Source organism: Paenibacillus sp. LPE1-1-1.1 (genome assembly GCF_040676435.1).
In the GTDB taxonomy this organism is placed as follows: domain Bacteria; phylum Bacillota; class Bacilli; order Paenibacillales; family Paenibacillaceae; genus Pristimantibacillus.
Map to the genome: position 1 here is coordinate 228,398 of NZ_JBEGHY010000044.1, position 14,134 is coordinate 242,531.

Annotated in this window: 12 protein-coding genes; 6 read left to right on the forward strand and 6 right to left on the reverse strand. The window is 51.5% G+C overall.

All coding sequences use genetic code 11. From position 1 onward, the window contains the following. The first annotated feature begins 166 nt into the window (after positions 1–166). The gene (locus MRBLPE1_RS27740) at positions 167–649 is read left to right on the forward strand and encodes a hypothetical protein (RefSeq protein ID WP_364152018.1); all 483 of its coding nucleotides are present in this window, start codon (positions 167–169) and stop codon (positions 647–649) included. Here the strand turns inward: MRBLPE1_RS27740 and MRBLPE1_RS27745 are convergent, their stop codons facing one another. Both MRBLPE1_RS27745 and MRBLPE1_RS27750 read right to left on the reverse strand, forming a co-directional pair. Next, complete coding sequence (locus MRBLPE1_RS27745; RefSeq protein WP_364152021.1) at positions 650–2,953, reverse strand: helicase C-terminal domain-containing protein; 2,304 nt, start codon at positions 2,951–2,953, stop codon at positions 650–652. It abuts the gene before it with no gap. A gap of 166 nt (positions 2,954–3,119) precedes the next feature. After that, positions 3,120–3,494 (reverse strand): hypothetical protein, encoded by a 375-nt coding sequence (locus MRBLPE1_RS27750; RefSeq protein ID WP_364152024.1) that lies wholly within the window; start codon positions 3,492–3,494, stop codon positions 3,120–3,122. 254 nt (positions 3,495–3,748) lie between these two features. Here MRBLPE1_RS27750 and MRBLPE1_RS27755 point away from each other — a divergent pair, with 254 nt between their 5' ends. Continuing rightward, positions 3,749–4,849, forward strand: a complete 1,101-nt coding sequence (locus tag MRBLPE1_RS27755) for a GGDEF domain-containing protein (RefSeq protein WP_364152027.1) — start codon at positions 3,749–3,751, stop codon at positions 4,847–4,849. A gap of 93 nt (positions 4,850–4,942) precedes the next feature. On the opposite strand, the gene MRBLPE1_RS27760 is transcribed toward MRBLPE1_RS27755, so the two are convergent. Then, positions 4,943–6,049, reverse strand: a complete 1,107-nt coding sequence (locus tag MRBLPE1_RS27760; protein WP_364152030.1) for a PP2C family protein-serine/threonine phosphatase — start codon at positions 6,047–6,049, stop codon at positions 4,943–4,945. A gap of 251 nt (positions 6,050–6,300) precedes the next feature. Between MRBLPE1_RS27760 and MRBLPE1_RS27765 the strand changes: the two genes are divergently transcribed. Then, a complete protein-coding gene (locus tag MRBLPE1_RS27765; protein ID WP_364152033.1) occupies positions 6,301–6,603 on the forward strand; it encodes a hypothetical protein in 303 nt (100 codons plus the stop codon). A 13-nt stretch (positions 6,604–6,616) separates the two neighbouring features. Next, entirely contained in the window at positions 6,617–7,075 is a 459-nt protein-coding gene (locus MRBLPE1_RS27770; RefSeq protein WP_364152036.1) for a hypothetical protein, read from the forward strand. 79 nt (positions 7,076–7,154) lie between these two features. Here the strand turns inward: MRBLPE1_RS27770 and MRBLPE1_RS27775 are convergent, their stop codons facing one another. The 3 genes from MRBLPE1_RS27775 to MRBLPE1_RS27785 all read right to left on the reverse strand — a co-directional run bounded on the left by MRBLPE1_RS27775 (position 7,155) and on the right by MRBLPE1_RS27785 (position 10,339). Continuing rightward, on the reverse strand, positions 7,155–8,471 hold the full coding sequence (locus MRBLPE1_RS27775) for an ABC transporter substrate-binding protein (RefSeq protein WP_364152039.1): 1,317 nt from the start codon (positions 8,469–8,471) through the stop codon (positions 7,155–7,157). A 147-nt stretch (positions 8,472–8,618) separates the two neighbouring features. After that, positions 8,619–9,452 carry a carbohydrate ABC transporter permease gene (locus tag MRBLPE1_RS27780; protein ID WP_364152042.1) on the reverse strand — a complete coding sequence of 278 codons (834 nt, stop codon included), beginning with the start codon at positions 9,450–9,452 and terminating at the stop codon, positions 8,619–8,621. Next, positions 9,452–10,339, reverse strand: coding sequence for a carbohydrate ABC transporter permease (locus MRBLPE1_RS27785; protein WP_364152045.1), 888 nt, complete (start codon positions 10,337–10,339; stop codon positions 9,452–9,454). The genes MRBLPE1_RS27780 and MRBLPE1_RS27785 overlap by 1 nt, the downstream gene beginning before the upstream one ends. A 113-nt stretch (positions 10,340–10,452) precedes the next feature. On the opposite strand from MRBLPE1_RS27785, the gene MRBLPE1_RS27790 reads away from it, so the two are divergent. After that, a complete protein-coding gene (locus tag MRBLPE1_RS27790) occupies positions 10,453–12,381 on the forward strand; it encodes a sensor histidine kinase (protein ID WP_364152048.1) in 1,929 nt (642 codons plus the stop codon). Beyond that, the gene (locus MRBLPE1_RS27795; protein ID WP_364152051.1) at positions 12,378–14,000 is read left to right on the forward strand and encodes a response regulator transcription factor; all 1,623 of its coding nucleotides are present in this window, start codon (positions 12,378–12,380) and stop codon (positions 13,998–14,000) included. Before MRBLPE1_RS27790 ends, MRBLPE1_RS27795 begins: the two co-directional genes overlap by 4 nt. Positions 14,001–14,134 lie beyond the last annotated feature (134 nt).

Here is a 14,134-nt window from a genome sequence, read left to right on the forward strand (position 1 = left end):
TTTTTCGGATGGGCTTTATTGCCGTGAAATCCTGCTGCTATCCGGTCGGCGTCATTAAAAATGTCACATTTAAGCAATTGACTGTACGATAATGCCCAGAGTAAAATGTTACATGCTGAGTAAAGTTATCGGTTTATCCAACTAAGAAAGAAGGCGAGCCAGCAGCATGCAGATCAGAACCTATGCCATCTGTTTTTATATCATCATGATTTACTGGATTTCCTCTCATATTCCTTCTATGCATTCCTTGTTTTTCCCTACACTGGGCGCCTTCAGCCTGCTCTTCATCTCGCGTCCGTTCGAGAAAGCCGAAGTGAGCAAAATTGCCTTGGGAGCCGTCATTTCATCGCTTATCGGATCTGTATTCGTTTATTGGAATCCCGGCGTGCTGTCCCTGCTTCTCACGCTCTTGAGCGTTCTATATTTGATTAACAAATTCAAATGGAATGCGCCTCCGATATTGGCCGTTTCGCTCATTCCGTTCTTTACCAAGCCGTCGTTATTATGGGTCATTCCTTTATCCGTCTGCGGATCGCTTCTCGGCTTGCTGCTTACGCTGTCAGCCGCGGCTTACGTAGAGAAAAAGTTCGGCGCCGTTTCGCTGCTTCCAAAAAGAGCCGCCAAAGCGGAATCCGATTCCGCCATGTAATCAGCCCTTCCACTCCTCCGGCAAAAGCCGCTGGTACTGCGGCTGTAAATACCGGTCGTCAATGAGCACGAGCGTCCCGCGATCGGTTTCCGAGCGTATTAGGCGGCCGCCCGCCTGCAGCACCTTGTTCATGCCGGGAAACACATACGCGTAATCGTAGCCGCTCTTGCCCTGTCCGTTAAAATAATCCTTCAGCATATTCCGTTCGACGCCCAGCTGCGGCAGCCCTACGCCAACGACGATCACTCCGATCAAGCGGTCTCCGGCCAAATCAACACCTTCAGAGAATACGCCGCCCATAACGGCGAAGCCGATCAAAGAATTCCCGTTACCCGCTTGGAACGTATCCAGGAAGCGATCCCGCTCCTCCTCTGTCATATCCGGTCTTTGCAGCAGCACTTCCGCACCTGAGGCCGCGCCCGCGGGAACCGACCACTCCATAAGCTCCATATACGTCTCGTAAACCGCGTTCATGTAAGCGTAGGATGGGAAAAACACGAAATAATTGCCCGGGCGCTCGCCCATGAGCTGCACAATCAGCTTCGCAATCGGCAGCTTCGATTCATCGCGGTCATGATAGCGGGTCGACAGCGGTTTGACCATTACGTTAAGCTGATCCTTCGAGAAAGGCGAGGGTACCGCCAGCGTATAATCATCCTCTCCCGCCCCCAGCATGTCCATGTAATAGGACACCGGCGAGAGGGTCGCAGAGAAATAAATATGCGACCGGTAGCCTTTCCCCATCTGCTTCAGCAGCTGCGAGGGGTCCAGGCAAAACAGCTTCAGCCGAACATCGCTTTTCGTGAGCTCGGTGTATACGACATAGCGGTCATCGAACAACTTCGCTGTACGCATAAAATTTTGCGCCGCAAAATAAGTATCCAGCAGCAGCCCGCCGCCGCTTACGCCGGCCGCAAGCGCCTGTTCCGCGGCCGATGCGAAGGCATCGACAAGCGCGACCAGCTCCTCCGGCAGCTGCCTCTCGACCATGTGGGGCGCGCCGTCGCTGCTTTTGCGCAGGGCAATGAAATAATCGTTCACGGCCTTCGCCGTGCGGAAGCCCTCGCCATGCACTCCTTTAAGCTCGCGCTGCAGCGCTAGGAACGGAGCCTTCGCCAGCTCTGCAGAGAACATCTCCCTTGCCCGGTCGACCAGATTATGCGCCTCGTCCACAAGCAGCGCCGTCCGCTTCTTCATCTCCGCATATTGACGCTTGAAGGAGATGCGCGGATCAAATATATAATTATAATCACAGATAACCGCATCCGCCGCATAGGCCAAATCCAGCGAATATTCAAACGGGCATACGCGATGCTTATGGGCATAGGCTTCAATAACCGGCCTTGTCATCACCGTTTCCTGTTCCAGAATATCCAGCACCGCGCCGTTAATCCGGTCATAATACCCCTCGGCGTAAGGACAGTGCTCCTTCTCGCAGCGCACCTCCTCCTGGAAGCAGATCTTATCTTTAGCCGTTATCGTCACGGCTTGCAAATGCAGTCCTTTGCTCTTCATAAAAAGCAGCGCGTCCTCGGCCGCAGCTCTCGTCGTCGTCCGCGCCGTCAAATAATAAAACCGCTGGAGCATGCCTGCACCCATCGCTTTGATGGCCGGATAGGTCGTTGATATCGTCTTCCCGATGCCCGTAGGCGCCTTCGCAAACAAACGTACGCCCTCTTCAATCGACTTGTATACCGCACCCGCCAGCTTCCGCTGCCCCGCCCGGTACGTCTCAAACGGAAAAGCAAGCCCGCGGATGCTCTCGTTCCGGGCCTGCTCATGCCTTCGGCGCTGCCGGACGTAAGGGGCATACCTCGCAGCGATCTCATGGACATACTGCTCCAGCTCGGCGAAGCTGACCTCCCGCAAGAAGCGCCGTTCTTCCTCCGTCTCCGTCTGGACATAAGTCAGCTGCACGCGCATTGCCTCCTGCCCATGCTCCTTCGCATACATATAGGCATAGAACTGAGCCTGCGCCCAGTGTACGGGATACCCGTCTTCCGTTATTCGCTCCAAGTCGCCGCCGGTCGATTTAATCTCATCCACGGTAAGCAGCGGTTCTGTTCCGAGCAGCCCGTCGCAGCGCCCGTCAAGCGTAAACAGCAGCTCATCGACCGCAATCTCCGCCTTTACATAGACCTCCTTCCGGTCCTCTTCCCCATAGGTCCGCTGTACTCTCTGATGCGCTTTCGTCCCCTCGTGCATCGTATCTATCGCATTCAGTCTTACGTCGATGCTTCCGCTTAAAAACACGTATTCGACCAAATGCCTCACCGATATCGTAACCGTATCCTTATTTAGCATAATCTCTTCTCGATCGCTCCCATAAAGAACATTTGTTCCTCAATTGTACCACAAGCGCCGTATCTAATGACCAGCCAGACAAAAGAAGCACCTTCAATGCCATTTGCGCAAATGGCATTGAAGGTGCTTCTCTATCTTTCGTTAAGGAGCCGTATCGTCCTGTTAATTAAAGCTCTCCGGTTTCTTCCTCAGGATGGTTGCCAACGCCGTTCAGCAGGTCCGTGCCGTGAAATTCATCGCCAGGAGATGCCGGATCGACCGGGCTATCCTTCGCAATCACGTCCGCATCCGGAACGGCGGCAAGCTCCTCTGAAATTTCCTCAGCGGTATCCACCTCATCATACGATTCGATTGCAGCCGGAATATGCGATTCATGCACATGGGCATTCTCGCGCGGATGCTGCTTCGACAGGAGCTCCGCCGCATCCGGTACAGCGCCTTCCCGCGTCTCTTCCGTAAACAAACCGAAGGAAGGATCGATATCTTTTTCCGTCGCCAGACTGTTCGAATGCTCTTTATCGCGTTCGCGAGCGTTATCCATTTTGATTACCTCCTTAGACGTATCTACCCTATATTACCCACTACCCCCGTGGTTCTAACCAAAAAAAGTAGTGCAGTTTTTGTCGAAAAAAAAAGGAGCCGCCGCAACTCCGTCGAACCCTAAACGAACCGCAACCCTAGCGTATACGGTTATTGCTGTCATTTAGCGGTAAAGCTGGTATTGTTGCGGCGAAAGCTATGAACCCGTTATGTCGAAAAATCCATAGAGGCTTATATTTTGAAATGGAGGCGATTATGAATAGGCCGCATCTTCACAGCTTGCTGATCACCTTAAATTGGAACCGGTTAATCCTCAATATTTTGTGGGTTGTTTCCATTTTCGTGTTTGCCTTGCAATTGCTTATTTATGAGGTTATCGCACCCTTGGTGCCTTCTTTTACGCCAATGCATTATTTATCCAAGGACATGCTCATACCCGATACCGTGTTTTTGTTTATCATGGTCATTCTCGAGCTATGCCACCGGTTTTATCCGAGAAGGTCAGAGGGTGCGATCATTTCCGCCTCCATGGCATTATCGTTTATGTATTTCCGTTTCCTCAATGATCATTTTGCGGTCGCGCCTATTGTGCTGTTGTTTCCGCTGCTTATTTCGATCATCTATTTCAAAAAAAAATATTTGTTTATTTGCCTGGCTCTCAGCTCACTCGTCCTTTATGGCACCTACTATTATGCCGGGCATCGGACAACAACGGATATTGTCGAAATGCTTATCATGTTTTGTTTTATGTTCATTGCCGCTTTTACCGGACTTGCGGTAATCCGCCGCGGAAGCGAGCTCGTTGCACAGCTTGACATGGTCCAGCAGTCCGAGCAGGAGCTGCGTATTCAGACGATCCTGATGGAGCGTATGGTCATGATTGACCCGCTGACGGGCTTGCACAACCATAAATCGTTCCATGAACATTTCGAGAAGCTGCTGGCCGATCAGAAGCTGCATCCCTTCCCGATACAGATCGCCATCATGGATATCGATAATTTCAAGCAGGTCAACGATACGTTCGGGCACTGGGCAGGCGATATCGCGCTAAAGCAGGCCGCAGCCTGCATTGCAGCCCATATTAGCCGCAAAAGCTTTGCCGCCCGCTATGGCGGCGAGGAGTTCGTCATCCTCTTGCAAGAAGACGGTATCGAAGCCGCTTGGCACATCATTGAAAAGTTAAGAAAAGCGATTGCGTGCAGTCCCATTCCGGAAATGAACCACCGCTATGTGACCGTAAGCATCGGCCTGCATGCGGTTGAGGTCGGAGAAACGAAGGAAAATGCCTTCCAGCAAGCCGATCAAGCGCTCTATGTCTCGAAGAGCGAGGGAAAAAACCGTACGACGATGCAATAGGCAAAAAAGAAACAGGGCTGTCTTTCAAGGGATTTAACCTTGAGAGACAGCCCTGTCACCGTTAACCGGCGTTTTCATGCGTAGCCGCAAACGTTAATAACACGCCAATATCGCGATCGTCGCATTATCTTGATACGGTCTCTCCTGCGCAAGCACATGCTTTACAATAAATGCGGCTGCCTCATTAGGCGTGTAGCGCATCGCATCCTCCAGCAGCTCGACCGATAAATCGTCATACAGCCCATCGCTGCATAAAATAACCCAATCTCCCGCCAAGAGCCGGATCGGGATCTGATTCGCATTCATTTCCGTTACCCTCGGAATCCCTAGATAACTGGTTAATAAATGGCGTTCCGGATGCGTATCCGCCTCTTCCTGCGTAAGTTCGCCGGCGATTACCTTTTCCTGCAGCCGATTCGCATAGATATGGTCCTTCGTTAAGGCAAGCAGCCTGCCGCCGCGGTACCAGTAGATGCGGCTGTCCCCAGCCGATATCCAGTACAGCTTATCCTCATGAATAACGGTGGCAGCCAGCGTCGTGCCTACGCACCATTCCAGCTCATGTTTCAGCGCAAGCTCATAAACGGCTTTATTGGCGAGCTGCAGCGCCTCCGCCAGCGTCCGCGGTACGGATTCCTCCGTTTTTTTCTTCGTATATTCATCCAGCATGGTCAGCGCTGCAAGCTGGCCCGCTTCCTTGCCCATCTCGTAACCGCCCATCCCGTCAGCGAGCACCGCCAGCACGCCGTGGCGTTTGATCGCCTCCGTATCCTTGAAAGAAGAGAAACAATACGCGTCCTGCTGCTCCTCGCGCTCTCCGATATGCTGCGCGGAGCCGGTCATGACATGAATAGCGGCAGAAAGCGCAGGCTCCCCCTGCTCTGCTTGCAGTGTTTCGACAGCTGGCTGCGAAAGCTCCGTGGATAGCCCGATAACCATCTTCTCCCCTGTCTCTTGAACCGTTGCTGCATCGCTGCCAGGCTTGCCCTTCCTCTGATTAACAAACACATGGAATAGAAAGACTGCTGCCAGGAGCACGGCCCCGCCCAAAACGATCCAGCCCAGCACCAAGCTTATCCTCTCCGCCTGCTGCCCGCTCCACAACCAATCCAGCTGCGCTGCCGGCATCCACTTAACCGCAGCATAGGCAGCCGAGAGCAGCACCCAAATTAGCGCCAATCCTTTGGTTCCTCTATTCACGATCCGATCACCTCCGCCTTGTGTCCAGCTTGCCATCCGGCTCGGCGTACTGCTGAGATCCCGCCCTAGATGTTCCGCGCCGTCAATGGCCTTCATCTACAATCATATTGAGAGGAGCAAGCTTTTATGTTTGCGTCTGCGCAATCCCCCTTGCAGGAAGCCGGAAGCCGGCTTTCCACCCTTCATTACCCCCTGAAATTGACAAAATTCGACGAATCTATATAAAAGCTATACGTAAGGAGTGAACCACGATGGTGAATAATTACAAACGCTTCATTCAAAACCAATTCGAAAAAGTAAAGTCTACCGCTTCCGAATTCATTTCTTCAAGTAGTGAAGAACAAGAAGATAGCGCTATTGAACTCAATCCGCAATATTATGTCGAGCTGAAAGCAATCGCCGATATGCAGCATACAACCGTGCAAGCCATCGTCAATGGAATCGTTGTCCAATACCTGGCAAGCCTCCCATATGAAGCAACCCCCCTCTCCGTGGATCAGAAGGAAGATAACCCGCTTCTATATTTGGACGGCATTTGCAAACTAGAGGATTAAGGAGTGCTGGCAAATGGATCACCACTTGAACATTCAGGATACGGTTTTCCTGGATGAAACAGCTTTAGCCGCTTTAATGAACCCTGAAGACCCGCGTTATTTGAAAGCCCGAACCTTGTTTCTGGATTTGCATGATCTTGAACGCAATTACGTGACGACCAATTCCATTATATTTGGCCTTCACGAATGGCTTCGCAATGAATACAGCTATCAGCAGGCGGAATACTTTCTGAATGCCATTGATAAGGCAGTAAGCAAAGGCAGGCTTGAGGTTATCTCCAGCGGCCCCGAGTTTGAGCTTGAATCGCGCAGACTGCTAATGGACAGGCCCGAGCTCCGCTTCTCCCTCAGCGAAGCATTCACGGCTGTGACGATGTCCTATTATCAAGTAAAACGCATCTTTACTTTCAACCGCAATTACATGATGCTGGCTAATTTGGATAAGGATATTCGAATTATTCCTTCCAATTAAAAGGCTTATTTCCCTTGAACTTCAAAACTGCTTATGAAAAAAAGCTCCGCACGGGTGCGGAGCTTTTTGCTTTTCCTATTTATTTTTTCACGATGTCCTGTACCGCTTTGTCGAATTTATCAAGCAGCTGGTCGCTTGTAATTTGCTTGCCGAGGTACTCCTGCATAGCCGCACCCCATTGCTGCGTGATGCCGTCCGGGAAGCGGTCCCAGTTCCAGCCTTTCACTTGATCAGGGCTTGCATTCGCGAAAGCAGCGAAGTCGCCGCCGATTTTGCCTACTGCTTCTGGATTTGGTTCGATAGAAGACAATGCCGGTACAAATTTAAAGTCGGTGGAGATGAATTTTTCACCTGTTTCCGATGTAACCATCCAGTTCAAGAACGCTTTCGCTTCTTCTACTTGGTCGGATTTGCTGTTCACGATCCAGTTGTTCGGCACGCCTGTAAACACGTTCGGTTTGCCTTGAAGCGGCACAGCCATCATACCGAGGTTAAGCGCCGGATCGATCTCGTCGATCATGCCTTGAATCCAGTTGCCGTGCTGAATCATTGCGTATTTGCCGGCAGCAAATTCTGCTACCTGCGTGTTGTAATCCGTTGTCAACGCATTGTCTTGGCCGTTGGCGAACATAATGTCCACCAGGCGAATCCATTGCTTCATGATCGGGTCGTCCTTCAGCTTCACTTTGCCTGCTTTTACATCCTCGATGAAGGCAGCCGGATCAGCTTGGTTCGCGAATGCGATGTTCAGCGTATGGATCCCCATCGACCACCACTCGGAAGTGAGCGCAAATGGCGTGATGCCTGCATCCTTGAGCTTTTTGGCAACGGCCTCGAGATCCTCAAGCGTTTGCGGAAGCTCGGTGATGCCCGCATTGGCAAACAGATCCTTGTTATACGTGAAACCATAAGCTTCAAGGTTCATCGGCATGCCGAGCAGCTTGCCGTCACGCGTAATTTGCGCTTTCGACGCTTCTACCAAATCTTTGGCCCAAGCCTCGCCTGTCAAATCGGTAGCTCGGTCCACGTAAGGCTCGAACCCGGCCCAGCCCGCAGAGTTGAAAATTTCCGGCTCTTCTCCGGCAGCAAGCTCCGCTTTCAGCAATGCGCTGTAGTCCTCGCCGCCGCCATGCGTCTCGATTTCCACCTTAACGCCAGTTTCCTTCTCGTACTCGGCAGCCAGCTTCCCAAGCGCCTCGGCAATCTCGACTTTAAATTGGAACACTTTAATCGTAACGTCTTTCTTCGGAGCTTCCGTGGGCTCCTCTGTCTTACCTGCATTGGCAGCTTCCGTTGGCGCATTTGTTGCGTTTCCGCCGTTGTTGTTGCTGCCGCAGCCGCTTGCCAGAACGATGAGCATAATAGCCGCTAACATAAGAAATGAAATTCTTTTCATCTTATGACCTCCCGCAAATTTTATATATCATTCTGTTTTGTAACGCTTACATCGTCATTATAATTGTGCAACTAGCTGGCACAACACCGAATATATTGCACTAATAGGTGTAATATGTTGATAACTTCCATATATTCAGCATTAATTTTATCCTTTTACGGATCCAGCCGTTATACCTTCAATAATATGCTTTTGCAAAAATAAGAAAAAGATAATGATCGGAATCGTGCTCAGCGTGAGCGCTGCCATAGCCAAATCCCATTTGCGCAAATATTGGCCAAAAAACTTCTGCACCGCCAGCGGAATCGTTGTCAGATTATCATTAATAACCAAGACCGGAAGCAAATAGTCGTTCCAGATCCACAGCACGTTCAGGATAATGACCGTCACCGTAATCGGCTTCAGCAGCGGGAATACGATTCGCCAGAACACGCCGTAAGGAGAGCAGCCGTCCATCACCGCAGCCTCTTCTACCTCGAGCGGAACGGACTTAATGAAGCCGTGATACAGAAACATCGATAACGATATGCCAAAGCCCATGTAACAAATTACGATACCATATAGATGGCCGCGAAGCTCGAATAGGGAAGTAATGCGCATGAGCGGCAGCATCACCGATTGAAACGGAATGATCATTGCGGCAACTAGCACCGTGAGCAGCAGCTTGTTGAAGGTCGTTGGACGGCGTACCAAGCGGTAAGCCATCATCGAGCTAATGACGACTAGCAACAGCACGCTGATTGACGTCACCATAAACGAATTAAGGAATACCGTCGGGAAATCGATGGCCACCCAAGCCCGCTTAAAATTATCCAGTCCCAGCTTCTCCGGAAGCGAGGCGGCATTGAGCAGAATGTATTTGAGCTCTTTAAACGAGTTCGTGAGCAAAAAGTAAAACGGTGCCAGAAAAATTAGCGCAACCGCAATAGCGACAAGCTCCAGCAGCAGGATGAGGGGAGTGTAGCGCTGTCTGTTTTCCATTATGCCTCCACCTCTTTCTTCTTCGTAATCCACACCTGCGTGACGGTAATCAGCGCGACCCCAAAGAAGAAGATCATCGCTTTTGCCGTGCCGAGACCGTAACGGTTGTTCACTAGCCCCTCGCGGTATACGTTGAGCGCGATCGATTCCGTCGCGTTGCCGGGTCCGCCCGCGGTGAGCGACAGGTTAAGATCGAACATTTTGAATGAGTTGGAGGTCGTTAAGAACAAGCATATCGTAATCGCTGGCATGATGAGCGGTACGGTTACGGAACGCAGCAGCTGCCACGCGCCAGCCCCGTCGATCTTGGCAGCCTCGATTAAATCCTTCGGCACGCTGATCATCGCCGCAATGTAGATAATCATCATGTAACCCGCTGTTTGCCAAACGAATACAATCACGATTCCCCAAAAGGCCGTATTCGGCGTACCGAGCCATTGAAAATTGAAGAATCCGATATCCGTTGCTTCCCCGATCGCCCGGAAGCCCCGCACAAAGATGAAGTACCAAATGTAGCCGAGCAGCAATCCCCCAATGACGTTAGGCAGAAAAAACACCGTCCGCAGGAAGTTGCGGCTCTTCAGGTTGCGCGTAAGCAGCAGCGACAGCAGAAATGCCGTTACATTGGTGACGACGACGGCCGCAGCCGTAAATTTAGTCGTAAACCAGAACGCATTCCAAAACCTGGTATCATCGGTGAAAATTTTTATGATATTTTTCATTCCGGTCCATTTCGCGTTGCCGAGATCCATCCCGTTCCATTCTGTGAACGTGTAGTAAAAGCCCATCGCGAACGGCGCAAGCACAATCAGTATAAAGGCAATAAGTCCCGGGCCGACAAACACGGTTTGCTGGGCCCATTCGGTCCATTTGATTTTTTTGGACATCCTCTCGTCCCCCTTCTCTTTCCGATGACGGAATATAGCTGTTGATATACCCAGTATAAAACCGATGGCCGCCAATGGAACACAGAGGATGATGATAAGGTAGGTGGACTATATTGACCATCCGCAGCCTGATCGGTTACTGTGTATGCAAGAGCGAGATGTACAGAAAGCGGGCGATCGTGATCATGAATACGGCTAAGCCGTTTAACACCATTCGAAAAAAACTCATGCTCCTGCTGCTTGCGGCAACGATTTTGCCCATTGCGACCTCCATGATTATCTCTTATAACGCAACCACCAAATCCATAACTGAAGAAGCCATCGCCAAAAATAACCGGCTGCTGTCGCTCGGTAAAACCAACATCATGAACTACATGAACAACATCAACCAAAAGTCGCTCGCCGTCTATAATGCAATGAACGTGCCGCGCTCCTTGTATTATATTTTGGAGCACAGCATGGAGGACGAGGTATTCCCGAACGATATTACCGATGTCATCCGCAACCGCAATCTGCTGAAGGACCACCTCTACAACATCTATCAAAGCGTAAGCGAGTTTCATAAAGTCAGGCTCTATGTCGTGAAGCAAAACGCGACTTACCTTCTCTGGAACGACGATATCAAGGTGGGGCAGAACGCCGGCTCCATCCCGGAAACGGCCAAGAAAGCCTATATCGAACCGTCGCATAAAAGCCATAATTACGGGCTCGTCGATCTGAAGTCAGCCGCAAGCGAGGAAATGGTCTTCACGCTGCATCGCCCGATCTTCCTTGCTCCGAGCGAAAAGCTGCTTGCCGAGCTGTCCATCGATGTACGGCTGTCGGTGTTAGAGGATTTGAACCGCCAGCTTTATGACAGCGGCGAGGAGAGCTTCTACATCATGGATTCGAGCGGCCAAATCGTGTTATCCTCGGATAAAAACGAGATCGGCACCGCCTCCAAGCAAAGCTGGCTTGAAACGGTCTTGAAGTCAGGGCAGGACAGCGGGCATTTCGATTGGAAAGCGGAATCCTTCGACGGGATGGTCTTTTATGACCGGATTAAGACGCCTTACATGGACTGGTATTTAGTTAAGCAAACGCCATACAAGCATCTGTACAGCGCTGCCGACCGCATAGCCCGCATCAATACAGCCGTCGGAATCGCCTTTCTTGCTGTCGTGGTATTGGCTACCTTATTCATTTCCATCCGGTTTACAAAGCCGCTGCTGCGTCTGATCGGTTACGTGAACAAAATTGAAACGGGTAATTTGAACGTGTCGATCGATATCCACAGCAATGATGAAATCGGCCTGCTTGCCCGGCGTTTCCGCTCCATGATGCAGACGATCAACAACTTGATTTTGACCGAGTACCGGCTCGAGATCGCCAACAAGACGAATGAATTGAAAGCGCTGCAGGCCCAGGTTAATCCGCATTTTCTCTACAACGCGCTGCAGTCGATCGGCACCGTGTCGCTCCAGCATGGGGATACGAAAGCCTATTCGCTCATAACTTCCCTTGGCAAAATGATGCGCTACCAGATGAACACGATGGATGCGGTCGTCGAGCTCAGCCGGGAACTCGATTATGTACAAGCTTATCTCGATCTGCAGAAGCAGCGCTTCGATACCGCCCTGCATATTCAACTGAATATCGACGAGCAGGCCAAACGCATTTTGATTCCAAAGATGATTTTGCAGCCGTTGCTCGAAAACTTCTTTAAGCACGGCTTCGTGCAATCGTCAGAGGAGCCTTCCGAGCTGGTTATTACATGCTTCTTGGATGAGCCGAGACAGCTGCTGTCCATCGAGGTACAGGATAATGGCTGCGGCCTGCCGGAGGATCGGCTTCAGGAGGTGCTGCAGCAGCTGAACAAGGTGCCGAAGCTCGGCGCCGCGCGGGAGAATAACCAGGAGGACGGGGGCATTGGCCTGCATAACGTGCTCTCGAGGCTACGCCTGCATTTTGACTCCACCGCCGCAATGGAGCTGCGCCATGTGCAGCCGCACGGCTTTTCCGTTACGATCCATATCCCGCTGGTGAAGGAGAATGAAGGATGAAGGCATTAATCATAGACGATGAGAAGCATGTGAGGGAAGCGATTCGCCTGCTCGTTCCATGGGATCGATTCGGCATCGATACGCTGCTTGAAGCACAGGACGGCGCAGCTGCTACGGGCTTGATCCGAGACGAGAAGCCCGAGATTATTTTCACCGATATGATGATGCCGAACATGGACGGCAGGGAGCTGCTGCAGTGGGCGGCCGAGCATGCGCCCGCCAGCAAAATCATCGTGATCAGCGGCCATGATGACTTCAGCTTTGTTCGCCATGCGGTAAAGTACGGCGGGGTCGATTATATATTAAAGCCGATCGATGCCGAGCAGCTGGTGAGCGCTTTGACCAAAGCGGTGGACAGCTGGACGACGGAGGAACAGGAACGTACCCGCAAACGCAAAATGAATATCGAGCTGAACCAGCTGAAGCCGATGTATTTGGAGCAGTATTTCTCGACGATAATTAATGAGCCCGGCACTTATCCGAGCTTTGCCGATACGCTGAAACGGGAGCTCGGCATGACGTCCCCGATTACTAGAGCCCGCATCGCAATCGTAAGGCTTGACCTGACTTCGCCTGCGGTAAGGGAAAAGTTTGCGGACGGACTGGATTTGCTGTTATTCTCGCTGACGAATATTTGCAATGAGTTTCTGAAGGAGAAAGAGCAAGGCTTCGCCTTTCGCCACCGCGGACATGAGCAGGAGCTGCTGCTTCTGTTCTGGGGCGAGGGCGCACAGGCTCAAGAGCTGATAGCCGAAATGAACGACGCCATGTCCTTGGCGCTTAAAACGCGGTTCCACTTTGGGCTCGGCCACCCAGCCGCCTTCCCTGAAGCCGCAGCCGGCGCTTATCAGCAAGCCAAGCTTGCGCTGCTGCGCCGAAATCTGCTCGTTAACGATACTTACTGTCATCCGTTCAGCGCTGCGGCTCCCGGCAGCAAAAACACGCAGCAGCTTTTTAGCGAGCATGAGGAATCTCTGCGCTTTGCCGTTCTCAGCGGCAGCAAGGAGCAAATTCGCCGCGCCTTAAAGCCGTGGTTTGATACGCTTGACCAAGCCGGCAGCGTATCGTTAGAGCAGCTTCTCGTCTGGCGTCAGCAATACGGGCTGGCCAAGTCGATATGGGAATCCAAAAAAGACCGCGGCAGTATCTCGGAGCAGGCCCCGAAAGCGGAGGAGCAGGTATTATTGCCTGTCGATGCCCATGGTGTTTTTGATTTTGAACAATGGAAGCATTTTGTATTTACGGAGGCTTGCGAGCTCGCCGCACAATTAGCGGAGCGCGACAAGGAACGCAGCGTCATCGAAGACATTGCCGAATATATCGAACAGCACCCGCATGAGGAAATTACGCTGCAGGACATATCGGAGCGGTTTTTCTTGAGCAGAGAATATATATCACGGAAATTCAAACAAGAAACGAATGGGAATTTATCCGATTTCATTGCGGAGGTACGGATTAAACGGGCGAAGGAGCTGCTGGCGAACGGACAGCTGAAAATTTCGCAGGTCGCAGAGCTTGTCGGCTACCAGGACGAGAAATATTTCAGCCGTGTCTTTAAGAAACGAACAAACTGCTCGCCTAACGATTTTCGAAAGCATCTTTTTGGCGGAGATTCGTAGGCTGCTGCTGCCTCTCGCGGCAAAAGCAGGCGATGTCCGAATTTATGCAAACCCTGGCGTAAACGGCCGTCACTGTCCTTAGCGGCAGAAGCTCGTTTCGTTTCGCGGTAAGCAAAAAGCCGAGCCCCGCGCGA